Source organism: Bacteroidota bacterium (assembly GCA_019637975.1).
Classification (GTDB): Bacteria; Bacteroidota; Ignavibacteria; order UBA10030; family UBA6906; genus CAADGV01.
The window spans coordinates 49,307-63,082 of the sequence record JAHBUR010000010.1 but is presented as its reverse complement, the minus strand read 5'-3'; the positions used below and the strand labels follow the sequence as shown (position 1 = coordinate 63,082).

At 52.2% G+C, this 13,776-nt stretch carries 14 protein-coding genes; 8 read left to right on the top strand and 6 right to left on the bottom strand.

Features of this window, described 5'->3' with window-relative positions; all coding sequences use genetic code 11:
* The first annotated feature begins 15 nt into the window (after positions 1-15).
* The 8 genes from KF749_07310 (at position 16) to KF749_07275 (ending at position 8,187) form a co-directional block, all read left to right on the top strand.
* Entirely contained in the window at positions 16-1,815 is a 1,800-nt protein-coding gene (locus tag KF749_07310) for a hypothetical protein (GenBank protein ID MBX2990961.1), read from the top strand.
* On the top strand, positions 1,794-2,708 hold the full coding sequence (locus KF749_07305) for a hypothetical protein (protein MBX2990960.1): 915 nt from the start codon (positions 1,794-1,796) through the stop codon (positions 2,706-2,708). Before KF749_07310 ends, KF749_07305 begins: the two co-directional genes overlap by 22 nt.
* The gene (locus tag KF749_07300; GenBank protein MBX2990959.1) at positions 2,705-3,814 is read left to right on the top strand and encodes a hypothetical protein; all 1,110 of its coding nucleotides are present in this window, start codon (positions 2,705-2,707) and stop codon (positions 3,812-3,814) included. The genes KF749_07305 and KF749_07300 overlap by 4 nt, the downstream gene beginning before the upstream one ends.
* Complete coding sequence (locus KF749_07295; protein MBX2990958.1) at positions 3,811-4,674, top strand: hypothetical protein; 864 nt, start codon at positions 3,811-3,813, stop codon at positions 4,672-4,674. Before KF749_07300 ends, KF749_07295 begins: the two co-directional genes overlap by 4 nt.
* Complete coding sequence (locus tag KF749_07290; GenBank protein ID MBX2990957.1) at positions 4,675-6,201, top strand: ATP-binding cassette domain-containing protein; 1,527 nt, start codon at positions 4,675-4,677, stop codon at positions 6,199-6,201. It begins immediately after the preceding gene.
* Positions 6,202-6,292: 91 nt separating this feature from the next.
* Entirely contained in the window at positions 6,293-6,832 is a 540-nt protein-coding gene (locus KF749_07285) for a methylphosphotriester-DNA--protein-cysteine methyltransferase family protein (GenBank protein MBX2990956.1), read from the top strand.
* 40 nt (positions 6,833-6,872) lie between these two features.
* Positions 6,873-7,352 carry a methylated-DNA--[protein]-cysteine S-methyltransferase gene (locus KF749_07280; protein MBX2990955.1) on the top strand — a complete coding sequence of 160 codons (480 nt, stop codon included), beginning with the start codon at positions 6,873-6,875 and terminating at the stop codon, positions 7,350-7,352.
* Between the two features lie 19 nt (positions 7,353-7,371).
* On the top strand, positions 7,372-8,187 hold the full coding sequence (locus KF749_07275; protein ID MBX2990954.1) for a methyltransferase domain-containing protein: 816 nt from the start codon (positions 7,372-7,374) through the stop codon (positions 8,185-8,187).
* 55 nt (positions 8,188-8,242) lie between these two features.
* On the opposite strand, the gene KF749_07270 is transcribed toward KF749_07275, so the two are convergent.
* From KF749_07270 to KF749_07245, 6 genes are all read right to left on the bottom strand, one after another.
* A complete protein-coding gene (locus tag KF749_07270) occupies positions 8,243-8,713 on the bottom strand; it encodes a phage tail protein (GenBank protein MBX2990953.1) in 471 nt (156 codons plus the stop codon).
* 5 nt (positions 8,714-8,718) lie between these two features.
* Positions 8,719-9,168 (bottom strand): hypothetical protein, encoded by a 450-nt coding sequence (locus tag KF749_07265; GenBank protein ID MBX2990952.1) that lies wholly within the window; start codon positions 9,166-9,168, stop codon positions 8,719-8,721.
* A complete protein-coding gene (locus tag KF749_07260; GenBank protein MBX2990951.1) occupies positions 9,165-9,431 on the bottom strand; it encodes a hypothetical protein in 267 nt (88 codons plus the stop codon). Before KF749_07260 ends, KF749_07265 begins: the two co-directional genes overlap by 4 nt.
* Before the next feature lie 10 nt (positions 9,432-9,441).
* Positions 9,442-10,218, bottom strand: a complete 777-nt coding sequence (locus KF749_07255; GenBank protein MBX2990950.1) for an SDR family NAD(P)-dependent oxidoreductase — start codon at positions 10,216-10,218, stop codon at positions 9,442-9,444.
* Positions 10,218-11,894 carry a hypothetical protein gene (locus KF749_07250; GenBank protein ID MBX2990949.1) on the bottom strand — a complete coding sequence of 559 codons (1,677 nt, stop codon included), beginning with the start codon at positions 11,892-11,894 and terminating at the stop codon, positions 10,218-10,220. The genes KF749_07255 and KF749_07250 overlap by 1 nt, the downstream gene beginning before the upstream one ends.
* Before the next feature lie 161 nt (positions 11,895-12,055).
* Positions 12,056-13,483 (bottom strand): T9SS type A sorting domain-containing protein, encoded by a 1,428-nt coding sequence (locus KF749_07245; GenBank protein ID MBX2990948.1) that lies wholly within the window; start codon positions 13,481-13,483, stop codon positions 12,056-12,058.
* Between the last annotated feature and the right edge of the window lie 293 nt (positions 13,484-13,776).

Genomic DNA, 13,776 nt, shown 5'->3' with positions numbered 1-13,776 from the left:
AGGAAGAACGAAACTATGGACGAACAAAAGACCCAGGAAACCGCCATCCCGGCTTGGACTCCGCCACCTCCGCCTCCGAAGTCGAATAAGAAGCGGAACATCATCATCGCTTCAAGTATCGCGGTACTGCTGTTGATAGCCGGAGGATTGTACTATTATCTCACGCTCGATAAACTTCGCGGGATGATCGTCATCCCCTACATCTCCCATCAAAAACCGACGATTGATCCGCATTTGCCGAGTTCAACGGCGCTGTCGGACAAGTTGGAAGAAATCCAGTTCGATGGACTCTTTAATATCTCCGCCGATGCCAGCGGCGTAGTGTATGAAGATGGTTTGGGAGAATTGATTGGCATAGACGAGAACAATATCGTGTCGGTGCGGCTCAAAACGAACAAGTACTGGCACGACAGCTATACCGCAACGATGGAGAAAGATGAACTCAAGTCGATTGACAAGACGCGTGAGCATCTCTTCAGTGCCGCTGATTTGAATTTCACGCTGCGGCGTATTCAGGCGCTGGGGAGTCTCTCTCCCGATTACATTCTTGTCTCTCAGGCAATTGACCCGCTTGCTTTTGAAGGACCGGATGCGAGTAACGTCATTCGCATGAGATTCCGCGGCGACCGCATCTGGAAGGAAACCGATATCAAAGAAGTGTTGTCGTTCAAGGTTCTGCCGGACGGTTCCGACATGAATGCGTTGAACTACACAATCGGCAGCAACGCATTCCTGATGTTGCCCCCGAAGGAAGGCGTTTCGAATTATCACAAGAGTCCCGACGGGACTGCAAATATCGCCAGCGTGATGTTGTCGCCGTTCATTGACAACAGCACATTCACGACGGAGTTGAAGAACAATCGCATCAACGTTCTGCTCGATACGCCGTTCGGCAGTCTCTCACCGATCTTGAATGACAGCACGAAATTCTTTGTGAAGTCCAATGTCAGCACGACGCTGTTTGCCGTTTTGTTCAACACGCAGCGTCTCAACCGCGAACAACGATTGGCTGTCCGTTCGATGCTCAACGGCAAGCAGGTGATCAGCGCATTGTACAAAGTCGGGACACCCCAGCAACGGAACATAATTGATTACAGGGGGAACAGGAACAACTATGATGACTATGTAAACAAGAGCGTGTTTCCTACATCATCCTACTATGTCGAAGATAGCGTCGTGACGCCGTTTGTCACCGATATGCCTGTGAACATGGGAATTCTGCCTGATACCGTCCGCATTGCGGCGTGTATGAATTTTGGATTCCGTGAAGAATACGCCGACCTGATTGATGTCATCAACAGTCCGGGAATTTCACGCGGCAGGTTGAAGGTGACTGCGGTGCAGAACGACGACGTTAAGCGGGGGAACTACGACGCCCTGCTCGTTGCCATCAGCGGTTACAGAAGTAATTTCCTGTACGACTTGTACGACATTTTCCTGCGTGAGCCTGACCTGCAAACGTACCGCATCAATCTTGTGACAACACCGGACGGCGGAGGAGTCAGCCCGGCTTCATGGAAGGCGGAGAAGAATTTCTTCAGGCTCGATGCCGAACTGGGCGGCCCCGATCAGGCCGACATCAACCAGTTGCTGCAATATATCTACGGCTTCATGGCGACACGGCAGATCGGGGATAAGCAGGAATTTTCACGCCGCATTGATGCGCTGGAAAATCAGTTGAGTCTCGGTGCGTGGATGTTTTCTCTGCCGTCGCTGGCGTATTTCAGCACACAGTTCGACAGCACAAGCATTGATTTGTACGGCGTGGCCTCGCAGCTCTCGACCATCAAGAAATGGAAAGAGCAACCAAAGTAGTTTCCTTCGTCATACGGCTTATGCGCGGAACAGCGTTTGTCATTACAGCGCTTTTCCTGCTGCTGTCTCCGGTTTCTGCAAACACCAAAGCGGACTTTCTCGTTCTCGGGGAAGTCCGCCTTCTTTTCGTCTACAATCAATACCAGCAGCAAATTACCAACAGTGAGAAGGCGGAGTTTCTTCCGTTCACTCCCTTCAGAATTCTCAATCCCGACGATATGTTGGGCGACGGTTTCACTCCTTGCATGAGGGTGGAGGTTGGAAACCGGATCTACTTTTTCGAGAAAGATACTGGCGGGCAACTAGCGGGAGTGGAAGGTGGGATGTTTCAGAGAACATATCGCAATGCGACTCTGCTTGGCGATACGGTTGAAGTCTTGAGCGGCAACCGCGTTATTCTGCACGATCCGGCAAGGACACAGAAATCGCCGCTTGCTCAAGGTGCCGTTGTCGTCCGGCTGTTCGAGCATCAGGGATTTGCCTACGTTCGCACGCTGGGTGCCGGAAGCCGCTTCGGCTGGATTCAGTTCGGAGAATCGAGAGCGGAACGTGATTGGAGGATTCTCAAACAAGCGGGCACATCAACACTCGAACAATTGGAACGAACGCTGCCGCTCATCCGTGTTCGCGTGCAGGAAGTGAACGCTACACTCTCGCGGCTGTACGACTTCTTCAATCGGGAATCGTCGCACCAATTGCAGCCGCCGCAATGGAAAGTCGAGCAACAGGGCAACACAGCATTGTGTGTACTTGAATCCGCGGCTTCTGCCGATGCTTTTTCAGAGAGTACGCGACTGTTGGGCAAATCCATTGAGGGAGTAATTCTGGGAACATCGTTGCGTGTGTCAAGCACGCCCGGCCGCATTGAGATTAGCGGGGGAGAGAAGAAGTGAAGGCACGTTTTGTCGAACATGCGGTAAGCATACTGTTGGTGACGGCGCTGTTTGCCGGGCTTATTCATCTGCTTCGGCAAGAGAATCTGCACACGAGGACGGCGCAGAGCGGTGATGTTCAGAAATATGTGGCGTTGGAGTTCGTTGATTTCGGCAATCCGTTGGACAGGGCGCTGTTTCGTGAGTCGTTGAACATCTTCCACCCCGAAGCCTCCGGTAAGAATGATTCTCTTCTGCGGGCTATTGACGATTTCAGGCGTGAGCAATTTACCAACGAATTGTACAAAACCGGAGGAGGAGATCGTGGGCTGACGGCTGCCAAGGCGCAGGACCTTCTTGGTATGTATCTTCAGTTCATCGTCATCTACATTGTTGTCCTTGCGCTGAGTTATTACGGAGCCCAAACGTTGGGAACCATCCGGTTCGTTCAGATGAAGCAAGGCCGTTCATCATATCTCGAAACGTTCTTCGATCATCTCTCATCATCAGGCAACCGGTCGGTTCCACGGGCTGCTGGGCTTCTGGTGAAAGCGCTTGTCAAAGGAATGGCATACGTTGTTCTTTTCGCACCCGCATACGTTATCGCGTATTCGTTCAAAACGAGATTCGATACAGATTCCTACATCTTCATGATCCTTCTTGGCGTGATCTCGAACGGACTTCTCATCAATTACACAAACCGCTTCTTCACATTTCTCGTTGCGGAGAGCAGGAAGGGGTATGTCGAAACGGCGGTTGTCAAGAACCTCTACAACTCCTACGCCTGGCACGCCGGGGACGGTATTTCAAAAGGCAGCATATTCCGGCTACGCAAGCGCTTCCCGTCGCATGTCTTCCAGCATATTTATCTCAATGCGCGGCATCAGTTCCAGCCGACACTGAAAGAACACGCGTCCTTTCTCATCACGGGACTTGTCATTATAGAGATGGCGTTGAATATCCAGGGACATCTGAGCTATGAGATGCTGAAGAACATTCTCTACAAGCAGTACGATGTTGTGCTTGCCATTGTGTTGAGCATTTTCCTTCTCGTAAAGGCAACAGAGATTGCTGTTGACCTCTGGTCGCATCGGCAAGAACGGAAATTCGGGAACAAGCAGCAATGAGGTTCCTTCGGCCAAATATCTTCCGGGCAAAAGACAAGCTCTGGCTGTTCATCTGGCTTGCGGGTCTCGGCAGTCTGTGGTTGTGGAACACACTATATCTCAATCCGGCGGCGTTTGCCCGATTGAGTGCCGCATCCCTCAACACGCTGATTGTCGGCACGCTTGTGGTGTTGCTTGCCTTTCTGTTGGGATGGTTGGCTGCGTTGGCGATGCATTTCCTCGACGAGTCGCGGACGCGCATCCCCTATCTGTTTCTGACATTTCTTCTCAACCTGATTCGTTCAGTACCTCAAATCGTCGGTATCTTGATTGGATATGTTGTGCTCACTCTGTTCATTCAAGGTGATATTCTCAGGACGCAGACTGCCCAACTCGTCTGGATGTCGTTCGTCATCAGCGTATTCGTTTTTCTCGAAGTCACGGATGTGATCCGGGAGAGAATAGCGTTCTATATGAAATCGGATTTCTTTGATGCCATGCTGTGCTGTGGCATCAGTGAAAGCAGAATTATCAATACGGAAATTCTGTTCAAGAACAGCCGTGCGCATCTTCTTCACAAAATGATCTCGGTGTTTGGCGCCACCATCTTTCTCTTATGCAGCGTGGATTTCATTGTGTCGGTCGGCCTTTCCACCGACGTGAGTCTCAGCAATTTCCCGACAACGCTGGGCGGACTTCTTGCAACGATGGACAGCAAGCAGGATATTCTTGCCATCGGCACGGTCGTGACGAATTTCAGGAATGTCAGCTCACTCTTCTTCCAGCACTTGCAGGGCATCAGCACGGCGTGGACCATTGTATTCACGCTTCTGTGCCTCTATAAAATCTCCAATGGATTTGTGAAGAGGCACCGACTGTAAATGACTATCAGCCGAACCATCAGAATTGCCGCGGGAAAAAGGAGGCTCGTCTCGATTGATAACTTCGAGATCCCGGAAAACCGCATCACGCTGCTTCTGGGAGAATCGGGAATTGGGAAGTCGCTCATTTCAAAAGCGTTATACGGACTTCTGGATCCCGACGAACTTGATATCACCATTGACGGTGAGCCGTATCGGAAGTATCTTTCCCGCCCCGAAACAGCACAACTGCAGCATCAAAGTTTTTTTGTCTTTCAAGAACCTTCAACCCATCTGAATCCGTTGATGACGCTTGCGACGCAAATGCGTGAGGGGAGTCTTGGATTCTCGAACAGAGAAGATACCATCCTCGGCGCGTTGTGGCAACATTCGCCGCCGGATGATATCAAGAAGATTGTCGAGGTGTATCCGGAGCCACACCGTCCCAGCGGCGGCGAGAAGCAGCGCATCCTGCTTGCGATGGCGTTCAAGAAGATCGATCTCCTTATCGAACGGAAGCAGCCATCCGAATACGAGATCTTCGTGTTTGACGAGCCGACCGGAAGTCTCGACAATGTGTATCGTGATGTGTTTCTCGATATGCTGCTCGAACGGTTCAGAAAAGTGAACTTCACCTGCCTGCTCATCACGCATGATTATTCGATGATTGAGAAAATCAACGTGAGTCATAAGGATGTGATGAACAAACTCGCATTCAAAGAGGTCACGCTGAAAGGAGACACGCTTGCGCTGGAGAATTTTGATACCGATGCGTACCTCGAATGGCTGCATACGCAACATCCTTCCGGCGAAAGCCGTACAGAGAGTGCCCGCACGACATTACTTACCATCGAAAGCGGCGCCCGGGTGTTTGACCGTACATTGCGTATCTCAAGTGACAAGGAGAGAAAGAACGAATGCTCTCTTCAGTTGCATGCGGGCGACATTGTGTATTTGAAGGCCGCAAGCGGAGTGGGGAAGACGACGCTTGTGAAGCTTGCAATGGGATTGTTGCAGGCAGGGCATCTTGCGGCCCGGTTGGGTGGATTGGAGATGAATGAGAAGACGCCGCGCTCGTTCTGGCACAAGAATATTTGGGGACGGAAGATGACGATGGTGTTTCAACATGCCGACGAAGCATTGAACCCGGAATCGACGGTGAAGGGAACATTCGAAGGCCTGCCTGCATTGAAGCGGCCAACGGATGCTCAGGTCATTACCATCCTCAGAGAATTGTTCGACTCAGCTCTCGATGCAAGTTTCCTGACCAAGAAGGTCAAACACCTCAGCGGCGGACAGAAACAACGGCTGAATCTGCTGCGTGGCTTTGCGCTTGATACTGATATACTGATTTTAGATGAACCGCTGAACGGCCTCGACTTCGAAAGTGCGGGAAAGGTGATTGCAATGCTTCAACGAAAGCAGAATGCCGGCAAAGGCATCCTGCTGATCTCACACAACGAGGAGATTTTTGACAGGATTGTGAAGAAGGAGAATGTGTATTACTTGAGGGCGGAAACCGACCTAAGATTGACAGATACAGCGTAATCCGCAATCAAAAATCCCCAATCTGAATTCCCATTGTTCCCTGCACGAAAATCGGTAGCGTCGGAGAATTCTTTGCGTTAGATTGATGACCATGAAATTCACACAAGAAGAAATGATAGCCGCAATGCAGAACGACGATGCCTCGTACGACGGCAAATTCTTCGTTTGCGTGAAGACCACGAAGATTTATTGTCTGCCCTCCTGCAAAGCGAAACTGCCGATGATGAAGAATGTCGTGTTTGTCGAGACACGGGAAGAGGCCATTGCTGCAGGGTTCCGCGGATGCAAACGGTGCCGCTCCGAGTTTTATCCAAACACACAGCCGCCGTGGCTCGATTCGGTTTTGGCGACTATCAAACAGAATACGACCCGCAAACTCGACGAGCAACTGCTCGCTACAACCGGCGGAGTGGATATCTCGACTATTCGCCGCTACTTCAAATCGTATATGAACACAACGCCTATGGCAATGCACCGGCGGGTACGGCTCGAATACGCACACTCACTCATGCGAAACGGCTCGGACTACCTGACAGCGGCGTACGAAACAGGCTTCGAATCATCCAGCGGTTTCCGCGACGCATTCATCAAACAGTACGGCCACCCGCCGGGGAGAATCAATGGACGCTGAAGGTATTCTCTACAAAATCATCACCACGCCCGTCGGCGAAATGATCGGCGGCGTGACGTCGAGAGGTGTATGCCTTTTTGAGTTCTTCGACCGGGGAGGACTTGAACGTATTACAGCGCGGATGACAAAACGGTACGGAGTGGAGATGAGAGAGGGAACAAGCAGCCTGCTTGAAGAACTTGAATCCCAAGCATGCGAATATTTCGACGGCACGCGGAAGGATTTCACTCTCCCGATTGATCAGAAGGGAACCGTGTTCGAGAAGAATGTATGGAACGAATTGATGAAGATACCGTACGGAGAAACCCGATCCTATGGAGAACTGGCGGTTCACTTGGGCAAACCGGGCGCGGCGCGGGCAGTGGGTCGCGCAAACGGCATGAATTACATTCCGATAATTATTCCTTGCCATCGTGTGATTGATGGCGACGGGAACCTGCACGGTTACGGTGGCGGCTTGTGGCGCAAGCGGTGGCTGCTTGAACTTGAAGGTGCCATCCCGAAGCAGATGTTCGCTTAACTCAAATCATTCTTCCTATATGAACGCTCAGAAAGAATACGCGCTCGGCACGCACGATGCCGAAGTAACAAGGCTTGGTCTTCAACACAAACTCTGGAGTGAATCCGCATTCGCGATATGGGAGCGTGCCGGGATCTCTCCCGGGAAAACAGTTCTCGACATCGGTTGCGGCCCGGGATACACGAGTCTTGATTTGGCGGCGTTGGTAACTCACCGCGGCAAGGTTATCGCCCTGGATGAATCAGCACGCTTCATCGAGTTCTTGCGCAGCAGACTGGAAGAGGAGGGGAACGTTTCGGTCGAAGCACAAGTAGGTGACGTACAGCGGCTTGATATTCCCGACGCAACGGTGGATATTGCGTACCAGCGCTGGGTTCTCTGTTTTGTGAAAGACCCGGAGGCGGTGATCGAAGGCGTTGCACGTGCCTTGAAACCCGGAGGCGTGTTTGCCATTCAGGAGTATATGAACTACGAAGGCATCCTGCTTGCGCCGCGCAGCGCGGCATTCGAGCGGTTTATGATGGCGGTTGCGGATGCATGGAACGGCAGAGGCGGAGACACAAAAGTCGGGATGCGGCTGCCCGGGTTGCTGGCGAAGCATGGACTTTCGCCGGTGGACATTCGTCCGCTCCATCGCATTGCGAGGCCGAAGTCGCAACTCTGGACATGGCCGACCATCTTCATTGAAACCTACGCTCCGAAACTTGTCGAAGAGGGAAGGCTGACCGCGGATGAACACGCGGCTCTCGTTCACGATTGGCAGAACCGGGCCAACGACCCCAACGCCTTCTTCTGCTCGCCGCCGATGATTGAGATACTTGCCGTGAAGAAGTGACAACCCCGGCGGATTTGTTGTGGCGTTACGGAGTGGTTCGTGACGCTACAATACCTTATTCCATCTCCATCCTGTCAAATGCAAGCTCAAGGCTCTCCACAAGTACTTCTTTGCCTTTTGCCTGCAACGCCGAGAACGAATAGCGGACGGGCCACGCCTTTCTGAATTTCCACGTCATCACGATGTTGGTTCGATCTTCGTTCTGCAAGGAAATCGTGACGTTGCGGAACGCATTGCTGTTGCCGTTGCGCACTTGATCAATCCATTGATACAAATCCAGCGAGCCGATAACACCGCGTTTGAGGGTCACGCTGCCATAATGAGCGCGGCCGGGGAGTTTTCGCGTTTCAGAAACACGCTCGTTGCCGTTTCTGTATTCGATTACATCAATCGAAATATCCGGCAGAACAACCTCGGCAAAGCCCGCCTGCACGGACTGCGGGTCATTCGTTCCGAGATTCACAAGATAGTTGAAGTTGCCGTAGGGATCGTTGCGTTGGATAGCCGCTGCCGATTGTTTCGCCATGGTGTCTACTCCTTGGAAATTGATGTTTTTGGATTCCGGTGCAGGATGATGATGTCGGCGTATATCGCAAGATCGTGGTGGATTGTGACATTGAACCGCTTACCGTTCATATCGAGCCACGACAGCGTTGCATCAATTTGCGTCGGCTGCTTGCGGCGAAAGTAGGAGTCGCTGCTGTCGAGGAATGTTCTGACACTTCGTCCGGGCGCAAGAAAAGCAATATTGCGGAACATGGAAAGGCGTGGCATTTCGCATTCTCCACCCAGTCCTGTGAACCGCTTGCTGAATTTGGTTTTTACATTCACTGCTGCGCCAATTCCGATGTTTCTGATTTCTACAAAGAAAAGCCCTTCTTCAAAGATGAAATCCAGAATCACATCGGGCGTTGACGGAACCGGTGGCGTGTCCTTTACCGGTTCCGTTCCTGTTGCGCGTTTGCTTCGCCGTTTCATCATTCCTGTTGACGCTCCAAATGCGGCGGCTTGAATCCGCGGTATGTATCGAACCGCGAGTCATAGAACACAATATTGAAACTGCTGTCTCTCAACGTGCCGCCGGATGGATAAAGATAGAATTCAGAGATCGAGTCCGTAACCCTGTTCACGGGTTTTCCGTTCTCTGTATAGAACTTCAACGTGTAGTAGCCGAGCGTGAACGGCGCAGTCTTGAGCTGCTCAAGAATGTTCTCGTCCCTGAACAAATGAAGATCGTCCACCATCCACCTTCGCTCAAGAGTTTCTTCGATGCACCATTGTCACTGTTGCCTGGTCGGTCGGCGTCAGTTGCAATTCACCGATGTTGACATGCAGGGGGCGTGTCGCGCAGAACACTACCGCCTCGGCAACATCACGCGGCGTCAACGGCGTCATCCCGAGATACGTTTTTGAAGCCCGCTCTTTGTCGCCGTGAAACCGTACCTGGCTGAATTCCGTTTCAACCAATCCGGGGTCAACGCTCGTAACTCGAATTGCCGTACCGAGTATATCCATCCGCAGACCGCGAGTCAGCCCGGCGACGGCGAATTTCGTGGCGCTGTACACGTTGCCCATCGGATACGTCTGGTGTCCCGCAATCGAGCCGATGTTGATGATGTGGCCGCTGTTTCTCTCAACCATCAAAGGAAGCACAGCGCGAGTAAAATACAGCACGCCTTTGATGTTCGTATCAATCATCTCGTCCCAATCTTCAACATTCCCCTCATGCAGCTTGGCGAGTCCGCGGGCAAGTCCGGCATTGTTCACAAGGATGTCAAGTGATCTCCATTCATCGTCAAGCGAGGAGATGGCAGTCTCCACGTGCTGCCAATTCCTGACATCAATCTGCAGCGTGTGAGTCTTGATGGAATACGATTCGCCGAGCCTCGCAGCAATCTCATCAATACGATCCTTCCTCCTTGCAACAAGCAACAGATTGCAGCCCAGCCTGGCGAATTCTTCAGCACACGCCGCGCCGATTCCGGCCGAAGCTCCGGTAATGCACACAACCTTTCCTGTAAGCGACTCCACTAATTGACTCCTTCTGCCAGAGGATAGCGCGGTGCAATGTCTGTGGGAATAGTCGTCATTTTGTCGAGTGCTGCTTTCATTTCGGGACGCATCACACCGTACGTGTCGAGCATTGCCTTGGCTTTGCCGTAACTCCCTTCGGCCTGAATCGTCATGATTTCGGAAGTGAGTTTTGTGACTGCCTGTTTGATCTTGTCAAAGTTGACGCTGAACGTGCCGCTTGCAGCGTCGTGCACAAATGCGCCTTCATCCATCAGGTAATTGAACTGCAACGCAATGCCTTTGCCGTGCGCTTCATTCAACCCGAACCGCACGGAACGGAACGCGCTGGCAAGAAATGTCACATACATCTGCCGCTCGAACGACTTCTCCACAACCCCCTTGTCAATCAGATATTGCAGCGCCCACAAACCACTGATGTCGGCTTTTGCTTCCTCAAACGCCGAGGAGAGTTCTTTCATTGCTTGACGGACGGTTGTTTGTGTGCCGTCAACCGCAATGCTGTGCGGGCCGAGTCCGTGCATCAACTCGTGGGCTAAAATGTGTGTGAAGAACGGCTCGAAAGCAATGAAGTGTCGTTCCTCCGGGGCAATAACCGTATTCGAGATAGGAATGAGGATGTTCTTGAATTTCGCTTCCTGCACATTCTTCAACATCACCCGTTTGCTTCCTTTCTCCTTTGTTACCTTCTCGTCGTTGGGCAGATTGAAGGCCGCTGTTTGCACGCCCTTGTTTGCCTCGCCGCCGTTCACAACAACATCAACGACACGGATAGGGGCAAGCGCACCAAGTTTCGGATTACGGTACTTTTTGTCGATGGGGAGATTGTTTTCCAAGTCCTGCAGTTCGTTCGAGAACTTCGAGAGCTTGCTTGTCTCTTCGTCGTTGCGGAGCGTGATGAATGCCTCGAATGCGGCCTTGTAATTGAACAACTCATCCATATAGACTTCATACGGCCCGATTGTCGGTTCGATGGGGGCATCAAGCTCCATCCACGCAACATCGCTTGCAAAATAATCGTTGCTCAAGAAGGAGTCTGCACGTTTTGTCAGAAAACTCTTCAACGACGTATTGCCGGTCAACGCCGCCGCTTCGCGCAGTAAACCTGCCGCGGGTTCAAGCCATTGCCGGTACTCGTCGCTGTAGGGGACGAGCGTGAGTTTTCCGTTTTCATCGCGACGGATCGTGTAGAAGAAACCGCGAGCCTTCTCTTGATCGGTTTTCGACAATGTTCCGACCCATTGCTCAAACTCTTCTTTCGTGATGTCTTCAGGGTAGAAATTCGCCCCTGCCGGTTTCGGATAGGGGACGCCTTCCACAAATGCGGAATCATGATCGAGTCCGGACCACGGCCCCTTATTCAACATGAACATCCTGTATCGGAGTTTGCCTTCGGCGGAAGTATCGGCGGCGAGCCTCTTCTTCAAGTCAACATTTCCGTTCCAGACCTGACGCAGGTATATCTCATCCATCAACCGCGAAGCCTCGATGAGCTTATTCAGTGCCTGGCGATCACCGGCAGAAAGTTGCGAGACATCGGCGGTGATTTCCGTTGAGGCGAAGCGGTTGAGTTTTGCTGCGAGGGGTGATTCCATGCTGGTTTCCTGAGGTTTTGAACATCCGATGATAAGCGTGAACGTACACGCCACAAGCGGTACGATGGGGAAGAGTTTCATGTGTCGCCTTTCGTGATTGCGTATCAATTGGTGAGTTCTGATAACTAAAGATAGGAAGGGTGGGGAGGAGAAGCAATTGCAGCTCAGAGGTCGATGGGAACAGCGGTTCAGGAATTCAAACAAAGCCCCGCCGAAGCGGGACTTTGTTTTTTGGATCACCGTTACTTCGTCAGTATCATCTTCTTCGTGTCAACAGACTCGCCTGCCTGCAGCCGGTAGAAGTAGATTCCACTTGAAAAGTCTGTTGCATTGAATGTGGCTTCGTACGCTCCCGTGTTGAGGTTCTGCTGCACAAGCGTCACAACTTCCCTCCCCAACACATCAAACACCTTCAGCGTTACGAAGCTACCGGCGGGAATCTGGAATTTGATCGTGGTAGCCGGGTTGAAAGGATTCGGATAGTTTTGTTGAAGCACGAACCGGTTCGGCGTGGTTGCGGGTATTTCCCTCACGTTGGTCGTCGAATCGATGCGCATTGCCATCGTCTGAATACCCGCAATACCCATCGAGCCGAGACGTGTGCCGAATGCCGTCGTTGTATCGATCTGAATCAACGTATCGATTTGGGTTGATGTGCCCTTGATCCCGAAGAGCCTTCCTATCGGATCAAACGCAATATCAGGAGTGATGTTCCCGCCACCGGTTGTGCCCACCAATGTGGCTACTCCGGTTGTCGTGTTGATTTTGTAAATGTTGTCACGCCCGACAATCGGGGGGCGTACCGATCCCCACAGTGATCCGTTCACAGGGTTTCGGGCAAGTCCCGAGTACACAACGCCGCTTGTGCTGCCGATGCGTGTGGTATCGCCGGTGGCAATGTTCACGCGATACAAAACGCCCGTATTCGTTCCGGCGTACAGAGATCCGTCGCTGTCGAAAATAAGAGCGCGGGCGTTGCCGACGAGCAGCGACTTTGCCGGAATAGCATCGCCGTATTGCGCGCTGAGCCGGTACAATTGAGTAGATGTAGGAACGGTAACCGCTGCATAAATCTCGCTCGTTGTCGGATGAATGGCGAGTCCCTGTACATCAAACAGTCCTGTCTCGCCGATTGTGGTTGCGGCCCCGGTTGTCAGATTGATCGTGTGTAACGAACTTGTTGCCGGAGGGCCGGAGGCTCCATACATCACTCCCGCCATCGCCCTGCCGATGACAACGCCCTTGCCCGTCACTGCAATCTTCAGGACGGGAACTGCCGGGTCGTTGCTTGCAATGTTGATTGTGTCGTTGACAACTCCGTGCGCAGGCGGTTGGAAGTAGACTCTGAACTTCAGCGAGTCGTAGGTTGCGAGGTTTGCAGGGAATGAAGGAAGATTGAGGAGATTGTATGCCGGGTTGCTTTTTGAGATGTTGGAGATAACGAGATTCGGTGAGCCGATGTTGTTCAGCAAAACCTCAAGTGTGTCGCTCCGGAATGTCGCCTCGATCCGTCCGAAATCCTTCGTGGTTACGCTTGATGTGATTGTGGCATTCGAATACGGAGCCAGGCGAATTCCATGCACCCACACATTGTAGTTATTGGCGGATGAGACATACTCCGTCAGGAACCACAATGCGTTCTTGTCCGCAGGATCGAGAGCCGCGCCCATGTAATCTCCCCAGCGGTTGCGCCCGCTGCCGAGCCGCTGGTAGTTTGCAACTCCGGGCCGGATGAGTTCCGTTGGTCGCAACACATTGACGGGATCCGTGCCGAATCTCCACGTATAGAAAGCTCCTGCGTATTCGTTCTCGCCCGAGCGTGAAAAGGTAATGCCGATGTTGTCGTCTTTATCAACGGCAAGAGCCGGATAGAAATGCCAGAAGCCCGGTGCCCCGAGGGCTCCGTCCTCCACAGCGGTATTTGTCGGGATGTTGATGCGCAGATAGCGTACGGCCGAATATC

Bases quoted from the DNA above. Each gene is read 5' to 3' on its own strand.
- KF749_07270 (MBX2990953.1), bottom strand. From the start codon at position 8,713: ATGGCGAAACAATCGGCAGCGGCTATCCAACGCAACGATCCCTACGGC.
- KF749_07280 (MBX2990955.1), top strand. From the start codon at position 6,873: ATGATCGGCGGCGTGACGTCGAGAGGTGTATGCCTTTTTGAGTTCTTC.
- KF749_07285 (MBX2990956.1), top strand. From the start codon at position 6,293: ATGAAATTCACACAAGAAGAAATGATAGCCGCAATGCAGAACGACGAT.
- KF749_07260 (MBX2990951.1), bottom strand. From the start codon at position 9,431: ATGGTGGACGATCTTCATTTGTTCAGGGACGAGAACATTCTTGAGCAG.
- KF749_07310 (MBX2990961.1), top strand. From the start codon at position 16: ATGGACGAACAAAAGACCCAGGAAACCGCCATCCCGGCTTGGACTCCG.
- KF749_07250 (MBX2990949.1), bottom strand. From the start codon at position 11,894: ATGAAACTCTTCCCCATCGTACCGCTTGTGGCGTGTACGTTCACGCTT.
- KF749_07290 (MBX2990957.1), top strand. From the start codon at position 4,675: ATGACTATCAGCCGAACCATCAGAATTGCCGCGGGAAAAAGGAGGCTC.
- KF749_07275 (MBX2990954.1), top strand. From the start codon at position 7,372: ATGAACGCTCAGAAAGAATACGCGCTCGGCACGCACGATGCCGAAGTA.
- KF749_07305 (MBX2990960.1), top strand. From the start codon at position 1,794: ATGGAAAGAGCAACCAAAGTAGTTTCCTTCGTCATACGGCTTATGCGC.
- KF749_07245 (MBX2990948.1), bottom strand. From the start codon at position 13,483: ATGGGCGCGGCTCTCGATCCTGCGGACAAGAACGCATTGTGGTTCCTG.
- KF749_07295 (MBX2990958.1), top strand. From the start codon at position 3,811: ATGAGGTTCCTTCGGCCAAATATCTTCCGGGCAAAAGACAAGCTCTGG.
- KF749_07265 (MBX2990952.1), bottom strand. From the start codon at position 9,168: ATGATGAAACGGCGAAGCAAACGCGCAACAGGAACGGAACCGGTAAAG.